Origin of the sequence: Streptomyces sp. NPDC021356 (assembly GCF_040641015.1) — a bacterium.
In the GTDB taxonomy this organism is placed as follows: domain Bacteria; phylum Actinomycetota; class Actinomycetes; order Streptomycetales; family Streptomycetaceae; genus Streptomyces.
This window is the reverse complement of the sequence record NZ_JBFACU010000087.1, coordinates 1-6,648: the sequence shown is the minus strand read 5'-3', so window position 1 is coordinate 6,648 and position 6,648 is coordinate 1. Positions and strand designations below refer to the sequence as shown.

The 6,648-nt window shown below is 61.9% G+C and carries 2 protein-coding genes and 3 pseudogenes; 3 read left to right on the top strand and 2 right to left on the bottom strand.

The features are described from left to right. Positions 1-97 precede the first annotated feature (97 nt). Positions 98-361: pseudogene (locus AB0G56_RS41850) on the top strand (PQQ-binding-like beta-propeller repeat protein); the annotation flags it as partial. Between the two features lie 392 nt (positions 362-753). Here AB0G56_RS41850 and AB0G56_RS41845 read toward each other — a convergent pair. Together AB0G56_RS41845 and AB0G56_RS41840 are read right to left on the bottom strand one after the other, a co-directional pair. Next, a pseudogene (locus AB0G56_RS41845) lies at positions 754-1,059 on the bottom strand (transposase); the annotation flags it as partial. 240 nt (positions 1,060-1,299) lie between these two features. Then, positions 1,300-1,647: pseudogene (locus AB0G56_RS41840) on the bottom strand (transposase family protein); the annotation flags it as partial. A 266-nt stretch (positions 1,648-1,913) separates the two neighbouring features. Here AB0G56_RS41840 and AB0G56_RS41835 point away from each other — a divergent pair. Both AB0G56_RS41835 and AB0G56_RS41830 read left to right on the top strand, forming a co-directional pair. Further along, positions 1,914-4,829, top strand: a complete 2,916-nt coding sequence (locus tag AB0G56_RS41835) for an AAA family ATPase (protein ID WP_360981504.1) — start codon at positions 1,914-1,916, stop codon at positions 4,827-4,829. A gap of 796 nt (positions 4,830-5,625) precedes the next feature. Continuing rightward, positions 5,626-6,621 carry a hypothetical protein gene (locus AB0G56_RS41830; protein ID WP_360981501.1) on the top strand — a complete coding sequence of 332 codons (996 nt, stop codon included), beginning with the start codon at positions 5,626-5,628 and terminating at the stop codon, positions 6,619-6,621. The last annotated feature ends 27 nt before the right edge of the window (positions 6,622-6,648 follow it).

The following is a 6,648-nucleotide window of genomic DNA, read 5'->3' as shown; positions in this document are numbered from 1 at the left end:
CCGCTACGACAAACGCGGGTACGTCTTCCTCGGCACCGCCACAGCAGCAGCCCTGGTCATCTGGCTGCGAACTTGATCGCCCGGACAAGTCCTAGTAGTTCTCGATCCCCTCTCCGGCCGAGAGTTGTGGCGCAAGAGCGCAGGCGGCGCCTTCACCACCAGGCCGTTCATGGCGGGTGATCGCATCTGGGCCAGTGACCGTACTGGGGTCCTGCACGCGTGGGATCCGCGCACCCACCGGACTGCGGCCCAGCTGCCAGTGCGATGGAGCGAAGAAGGCCGTGGGCAACCCGCCGTTCAGGAGCGCATGATGTTCGTCTCCACCAGCGGCGGTTGGCTGCAAGCGTGGGAACTGCGGTGAGGACTCACCCGCCGTCGCCAAACAACCGCATCCCCGATCTGAGCTGGTGCGGCGCCGCACCCGGGAGGGCGAGACCCGGCATGAGATCATCCGATGCCTCAAGCGATATGCCGCCCGAGAGGTCTTCAACCTGGTTAACTGATCGTTTCAGAATGAGTTCAGTCGCGAGTCTTGTGCTCGACGATCTTGGTCGGCAAGGTGTCCCTGGTGCGCGCTGATCTTGTTCCTGACGACCTGTGGGAGCGGGCGGCCCCGTTGCTGCCGCCCGCTCCCGAGCGGCGCCGTCGCCATCCCGGGCGGTTGCGTGTTCCCGACCGAACGGCGCTCGCCGACGTCCGGGCGGTGGCTTCAGCGTCGGCGGTGTCGGTCTTGCCACGGCGGCGCCGGGTGGACCGGTCGGGCTGGTTAACCTCCACGACCGGAATCTGTCGGGTCGCGAGGTAGCGGGCCAGGCCCGCCCCATAGGAGCCAGTGCACTCCACCCCAGCCCGCAGCACTGTTCCGCATGGGCGTGCCCAATGGAGAAGATGGCGGTAGCCGGCCGCCGTGGCCGGGAACTCCCCGCTGCTCAGCAGCCTGCCAAGGTGGTCAACGACGGCGGCGACGTGCACGTCCTTGTGGGTATCGACGCCGAGCACCACTTCGCGCGGCCTAGCCGCGGCCTCCACAGCGTGAACGGCAGGAAAGGCAGCAGGCATGCCGAGGGTGGTCACGGTGCTCCTGTTCGACGACGTACCGATAGTCAGCGCCGGTCGGTGAAGCGGTCAGAACTGTGACGGTGACTTCGAGGACAAGGCCCCTATCGGGACACGCTCCGTCGGCCCGGTGCCGGTACGTGTCGCTCCGGCCGGGCTGACAATCAAACACAAGGCACAAGCGGCCAGTGAGAGTACGAGTCAAGCCGTGGCCGGAGCGACACGGCCACCATCCTCACAGGGGGAGTAGTCCTCGCGTGAGTCGCCGACCCGGTCGCACTCGGCGAGGGTGCCGTCCAGCGGCACGAAGTCGGGGTCGGCCTCGCGCAGGACTTTCAGCAGGCCCGGTTCGCGTTCGGCGAGCAGGTGGATGACCGCGGTGGTGTAGGCGTGGGCGGTGGATTCGCTGATTCCGAACCAGGCGGCGATCTTTGCCAGGGTGATGTGCTCACGCAGGTGCACCAGTGCCACCATCGCGCGCTGGGACGGGCGGAGCTTGCAGCGGCGGTCACCCTCACGGGTGACGATGAGCATGGTTACCCACTCGACCAGGGCATGAGGCAAGACGAGTGAGGCAGGGCTGGGAACCAACGAGCTTCCTGCGCTGATGAGTTGAGACGTCGAACACCTCTCTCGACGGCACGGGGGCTTCGTGCGTTGCGGGACGCCGGCCGGTCACCCGATCAGTGGCCACTCTGAAAGAGCTCAGTGGTACGGCGTCCGAGTGCTCCCGCGGCGTCACGCACAGGACGACCTCTCCAAGCCGTCTGCCCCTGCATTTTGGCCAGCCCAGATGGATGATGGGAAAAGCTCGCTGCTGCGACCCGGCTGAGGACTCGGCGTGCCAAGATGACCCGATGGACTATGACCTGACGCGTCTAGGGTGGCGAGAGTTCGAGCACCTGTCTCAGACACTGGCCAAGTGCGTGCTTGGCCCCGGTGTTTCGGTCTTCGGGGATGGCAAAGACGGCGGTCGAGAGGCGACGTTCACCGGTCAGATTCCTTACCCCAACGAGCACCAGTCTTGGGATGGCTATGGGGTGATACAAGCCAAATTTATGCAACGCCCTAAAGGTGGTATCTCTGGTGCCGAATGGCTTGAGCGTCAGATTGAGGCGGAATTCAAAGCGTGGCTTTACGCATACTCCAAGCGCGGTCGCTTGCCAGAGTATTTGATCTTTACGACTAATGTGTCTCTCTCGCCCGTCCCTGAGACCGGTGGAATCGCTCGTGTTGATCGACTTATAGCCTCCTACGTCAACAAGTCAAGAATCCCCCTGAAAGGCTGGGCCCTATGGCATGGAGACGAGATTTGCCGGTTTCTAGACATCTACGAAGGTGTCCGTCGGGCCTTCGCGCATTTCATCACCCCGGGTGATGTTCTTTCACGCTTGCTCACCACGGTCCCCGACGCGGATTCCGACACCGCCGAATTGATCCGTGCACATGCCGGCAGGGAACTCCTTTCTGATCAGTGGGTACGCCTAGGTCAGGCCGGATCGCAGGCAGACAATCAAAAAATTAAACTCGGTCCGGTAGTGGTCGATCTTCGCGCCACCTTTGGAGAGCGTGATACTCGGCCGGAAACGGAACGGGCTCTGATATATCAAGACGGGCCAAAGTCATACTCTACCCGTGTAGCCGCGTATATTCTCGAACGTGGCGATACGGTTCTACGCCCGTCGCGATTCGCTTTGAGCGAAGCGCGCAACGTCGTCTTAATTGGCGGTCCTGGACAGGGAAAAAGTACGCTCGGGCAGCTGATCTGTCAGATTTATCGCGTTGCTCTTCTTGATGAAGAAGGAGAACACCTGCTCACAACTGAGGCTCGCACAGTTCTGCATTCCCTCCGTCGTGAGTTTGCAGAAATCGGGCTGCACCCGCCCCAGGGTCGCCGGTGGCCCATTCGCATTGCCCTCAACCAGTACGCCAACGCCCTACTTGGCGGCGAGGACGTCAGTCTCATGTGCTTTCTGGCCGACCGGGTGGGCCACCGAAGTTCCGTGCCTGTTACGGGTAGCCACATCAAGCGCTGGTTGCGGACATGGCCGTGTTTGTTGATCTTGGACGGACTTGATGAGGTAGCTTCCCGCCGCACGCGCGAGGAAGTGATGTCCCGCATATCTGATTTCCTTCTTGAAGCCCGACAGATCGATGCCGATATCCTCGTGATTGCAACAACGCGCCCGCAGGGTTATAAAGGCGAGTTTTACTCTGGCGATTACGAGACGCTTACTTTGGTGCCCATGGCGGACAGCGACGCGCTGCAGTACGCCGAAAGGCTCGCCATCGCGCGCCACGGTGATGATCTTGACATGCGGGACACTGTATTGGAACGAGTCAGAGCAGCGCTATCCGAGGATGGTACTGCTCACCTAATGCGCTCGCCGTTGCAAGTGACGATCATGTCTCTGCTAGTCGAGCGGCGCGCCCGACTGCCGCAGAACCGCTACGAGCTTTTTGACGCCTACTACAACACCATTTACGCCCGAGAGGTGGATAAGCCGGGCCCAACCGGACAGCTCCTTGCAGACAATAGGCTCCAGATCGATTGGCTGCACCAGCATGTGGGGCTGTCGCTACAGATTAGCGCAGCCAAGTCGCAGGAGTTGGATGCGGTGATCGAAGATGGCGAACTTCGAGAAGATATCCAACAGCGACTACTTCAGGAAATCGAGGACCAGGATGCTGCAGAGATCCTGGCTGACAAGCTGCTGGAAGCGGCAACCGAACGACTTGTCTTGCTCGTTGCTCCGAATGCGGGTTTCATCGGCTTTGAGGTACGCAGCCTTCAGGAATATATGGCTGCCCGAGCGCTAATCTCCGGACCTGAAGGCGAAATTGTCCCGCGACTCGAATCTCTTGCTGCTAGCTACTCGTGGCGCAACACCTGGCTGTTGGCCGCTGCAGGTATCTTTACGCACCGTCCGCACCTGCGCGGAGACCTCGTCAACGCGCTACGTTCGTTTGACTCCAGGGATGCAGTGACGCTGCTTCTACTTCCTGGAGCGCAGCTCGCGCTCGATCTCTTGGACGACGATTTCAGTCGCCATCACCCGCGCTTTCATAATTTGCTAGTCGACTATGCAACTACGCTAATCGGACGGCCTCCGCGGATCAGTATTCTGCAACACGCTGCACATAGTTTTGCTTCGGCAGCACAGCTTCATGAGCAAGCCCGTATCCGAATTGAGCACGCGATACGAGATGCGCTGAGTGCACGCGACGCCCGATTGCTGACTGCCCTTGGAGTCCTTAGCTGTATGTCCCAGGCCACGGGTCCCGGCAGTTCATGGGCTAGCCGACTGCTTGCTGCGGCTATTGCCAACCTGAGAGCCGAGGAACGCTCGGCCTCAATAGTTTTGTCCAGTGCGTACCTCTCAGGGATGGTTCCCAATCTCCCTCCTCTCGATTTCAATGTGGTCAAAAAATCTGATCTCGCCGAATATGTGCGAGACCACCTATTGTCAGAGGACCTGGTGGAGCTTGGCCCTGCCCGACGTTTCCTTGCAGCGCTTGAAAGACACCCCGTTCATCAGGTCCGAGTCGAGAATATTACTATTCCTGTCGTTGAGCCTTCGATCCCACTGGATAGTGAAGGGGTGCTCGCCGTCATAGGAGACCAGCAAGTTATCGAGGCGTGCATCAGTGTAGTCAACGCCCAGGATTTCACATCCTGGCAGATTTCCATGACTTTCACGCAGCTTCTCGACTTGCTCGCTCACCCTTTATTGCTCCCTCCAGGCGAGGTCAAAGTGGCCGGGTTCGGCTGATCGCCCATGAGCATTCAGCTGGACGGGAAGAGGTTCAGCACCCATCAAGGTGCGGTCAACAGTGGGTTCGTACTTGGCGAGCCACTCGGCGGAGCGTGCCGGTGGTCGGCTGCGATCGGACATGGCATGGGTGCGGCGGAAAGGTCCACCGCGGGCCTGCGGGGGTGCTCCGGCGTGAAGCGTTTTGAGTCAGCTACACGATAGGGGCAGTGCTTATTGAATATTTCGGGATGAGGTTTGGACTCTTCACATTCTTGGTGGACGGCGGTGAGGGCCTGGTCCGTGGGTGCGGAGAGACAGGGCCAGACGGCCAGCGCGGCAGCCAGGCGTCCATGAACAGTTCCGTAGCCGGGTGCTCTCCGGGGCCTGACCGTTGAGTGCCCCTCCCGTGGGGACCGTCTGCGGCGTTAACATCCGCGAGTTCTGGCACTTGGGGAAAGGCGACGATGCTTCCGCTACGAACGTGGCTGGATCTGTGGTGGGCGAAGATCACGGACTTTATGGAGCCCGACCAGTCCCTGATTTACCTGCGCTGCGTGCTCACCGCTGTCGATGCTCCGGAGACGGCGCGACTGCTCGGCAAGCGCAGTGGTGCGAGCCGGGAAGCCGTTCTGGAACAGATGAGGTCGGGGCCGTACGAGACTTTTCGGTCAGTCAGTGCGGCGGCGCACGGAAGGACGCCTTCGACAAGGCGCTCACCGACCTGGCGGAGATTCAGGACAAGCACCGGGCAGTCGCGCGTGAGACAGAGTGGAACTGGTGGGCGACCTGCCTGCTGATCGTGTGTCCGAGCGTAGTGGTGCTGGCCATCGGTGGGCCGGTGGCGTTGGTCGGGGCCGTTGCGGCGGCGGGGGCGGCGCTGTTCGTTCTGTTCTGGCGTGGCACCGCGGTGTGGTTCAACGTACGGCAGGCGTTCGTCGCCGCGGCGTGGAAGGGGGCGTGGCTGGCGCAGCGCGTCGAACTGGGGATGTCTGCCGTGCGTTGGGGCGAGGCTCTTGAGAAGGTCACCCAGCCGCTGGTCGCTCAGGTGGTGCGCCAGTCGCTCGGCGAGGACCCCGACTCGCTTTTCATTCCGGGGGAGTACGAGGGGTTGCGGGCGCTGCGGGCGCCGGGCTACTTCGTCGAGAATGAGGTCACACGGCAACTGCGGCGCAAGCTCGCACACATCGACTACGGCACCATCGCCGTGTGTGGGCCACGAGGCACGGGCAAGACCAAGTTGCTGGAGCAGTGCGTCAAGGACGCGGATTTCGGGGTGCTCGCTCAGGCGCCGGCCACCTACGCCCCGCACGACTTCCTGCTCTCGCTGTCCGTGCGGCTGTGTCAGGAGTACGTCCGCGACGAGGGCTACGACGTCCCGGAGTTCACGCGGCTATCAAACGTGCGTCGTCGGTTGCGTCGTGTCACCTCGGCGGGAGCGCGTCTGACACGCTGGGGATTCTTCGCCGTTCCGGCCACAGCACTTGTGGCTCTCGGACTGTCGGAGTCCGCTCGTTCACTGTATGCGCAGTACGCCGACTCGCTGGCCAATCAGGCGGGCACTCAGAAGGACCTGATCCAGGCCCAGGTGCTGGAGCTCTGGAAACGTCATTCGGTTGCTGGCAGCGTTCTGGCCGTCGTCGCGGGCGTCGCGTGGTGGAAGGCGCGGCGGACGGCATGGCTGCCTCGTCTCGTGGGCGCCTTGTGGCATTTCGGGAGCACCCCCATCGGTGTGGGACTGGCGCTAGCCTCGATCTTGCGTGACGGTCTGCCGACGGAGTCGGCGGACCGTTTTGCTTTGTCCGGTGGGTGATGGTCAGGCCGGTGGCCCGACTGTCGT

Coding starts and splice junctions, on each gene's coding strand:
- AB0G56_RS41835 (WP_360981504.1), top strand. CDS start 1,914: ATGGACTATGACCTGACGCGTCTAGGGTGGCGAGAGTTCGAGCACCTG.